Origin of the sequence: Streptococcus sp. DD04 (genome assembly GCF_001578725.1) — a bacterium.
In the GTDB taxonomy this organism is placed as follows: domain Bacteria; phylum Bacillota; class Bacilli; order Lactobacillales; family Streptococcaceae; genus Streptococcus; species Streptococcus sinensis.
This window is the reverse complement of sequence record NZ_KQ968985.1, coordinates 1-2,099: the sequence shown is the minus strand read 5'-3', so window position 1 is coordinate 2,099 and position 2,099 is coordinate 1. Positions and strand designations below refer to the sequence as shown.

Sequence of the window (2,099 nt, the reverse complement as noted above, 5' to 3'; positions counted from 1 at the left end):
GACTGTAGCTAGGTCGTGGGTATTTTTAATCGTAAAGCTTGTCGCTGTATCTGCAGTAATTTCTGGAATATAACCATCAACTGCTTCTTCTGTCACAGTATACTGGATCTCTTGACCATTTTTATATTTCGCAAGACCTGTAAATGTAGCAGTCCAAGAACCATCTGCAGCAGCCTCAATTTCTTTTGAGTCAACCTTAACGCCATCTGCTAGCAGATTCACTATAATCTTGGTCGGACGGAGACCATCTTGGTTATTCCCATCATCCCAAACTTTAGTTACAGAAACATTTGTTTCCGCTGGATTGTAGCGATTTGTAATCGTAAAGCCAGTTGTCGCATCGCCAGTAAGGACTGAAGTGTAACCTGCTGGAACTGAAACTTCTGCGATTGTATAGGTGATTGGCGTGCCGCCTTTATCGGCATCCAGATTCGTGAAGCTTGCTTGCCAATTATTCGCATCGCTCAATTCATGGGTCTGACCAGTCTCGACACCATCTGCTAAAAGTTTAACAGTAATAGAGCCTGGACGTTTGCCATCTTGGTTCTCGCCATCATTCCAAACTTTCTTCACAGAAACCTGAGTTTTGTCTGGTGTGTAAACATTGGTGAAGGTTGTGCTGCCATCGCTGGCATCACTGCTGTACTCAACAGCTGCATGCAGTTTCCCTTCTTTATCATCTGTTACAGTTACTTTAGCTGTCACTGTCTTCGCATCGTAGGCGATCCCATTTTCAGTTGTTCCAGCTTTCACTTCCTTAATAGTGTAAGTGTAAGTACCTTCTTCATCAAATGACAATTCTTTAAACTTAACTTTTCCGTCTGCACCATTCTTCGCTGTTTCAACGTTACCGACTTGGTCTGTCAAAGCAAATTCAAACATATCGGCTTCGAGATTTCGACCGGTCAGCTTCTTCGTTACTTCGAGACTTGCTTTAGCGTTTTTAGCCTTATAAGTATTTTCGAAAGTGCTGTTGTTATTGTCGTAAGAAACGCTTGCTTCAAGAGCTCCCTTATTGTTATCCCTTACTGTGATGGTCACTTCGACAGTCTTGTTAGAATAAGTGATTCCTTTCTCAGTTGTACCCGCATACCTTTCAATGATGGTATAAGTGAATTCACCTGGTTTGTTGAATTCCAATTCACCAAACTGAATGTTTCCGTCTGCGTCATTTGTTGTGGTTGCGACTTGCTCACCCTCTCCATCCAACAAGGCGAATTCGAATTCACCGCCTTTAAGCTGAATCGGTTGATCTGTATTCTTATTGATAAACGATTTCGTCGCAGCAACAGGCACTTTGACTTTGGTAGCTTTGTACGTATTTGTGAATGTTTGAATTCCGGCATCTGTAATGGTGTTGATGGCACCAGAGATTGGTGGTACAAGATTAGAACCAGGTGCTGAAGTTGAAAAATCAGCTGCTGGAAGTGCTACTTGAGAAATTTCTAATTTCTCAACCCAGGCAACCAGTTGGCCTCTTCCATTATCATAGACGTGTACAATTACAGGAACTGTTCTATTATCATAGGTGATACCATTTTCAGTTTCACCTGCTTTTGCTTCCACAATGGTGTACTGATAATGTCCTTCTTTTGTAAATTTAATAGGATTGAAGACTACGCGACCAGTTCCATCAGCATTAGTACCTTTATTCTTGATTCTTTGAACTTCTTTTCCATCATTGTCTTTCAAGATAAATTCAAATTCTTCGTCTTGAAGCTTTGTTGGACGACCTTCCAATTTTTTCTTGACTTCAATAACAGCCTCAGCTGGTTCAGTGCTATAAGTATTTGTAATAGTAAGTGGGCCTGTTTGGCTAGGAGTATAGCCGTCTATCGTATCTACGATGAGATTGCCATCTTCATCGACTTCCATCACACTATAAGTGTACTTCACACCGTGCTCATCTGTCGCAGGAAGGTCCGTCCATTCTACAGTTCCATTTGTTTTTGGAACTTCTTTCTTCTCAACACCAGCCACTTCTTCAATCGCTCCACCTTCTGGTGTACGGTAGAGTTTGAAGTAAAATGTTGGACGAACACGTTCCTGACCACCAACCCAGACTTTCTTAGCCGTCACGTTTGTCTTTGGAACTTCAT

Annotated in this window: 1 protein-coding gene; it reads right to left on the bottom strand. The window is 41.8% G+C overall.

Annotated elements, in window-relative coordinates; genetic code table 11:
- Positions 1–2,099, bottom strand: a 2,099-nt coding sequence (locus STRDD04_RS10125) for a Spy0128 family protein (protein ID WP_156469091.1), incomplete at both ends; no start/stop codon positions are given.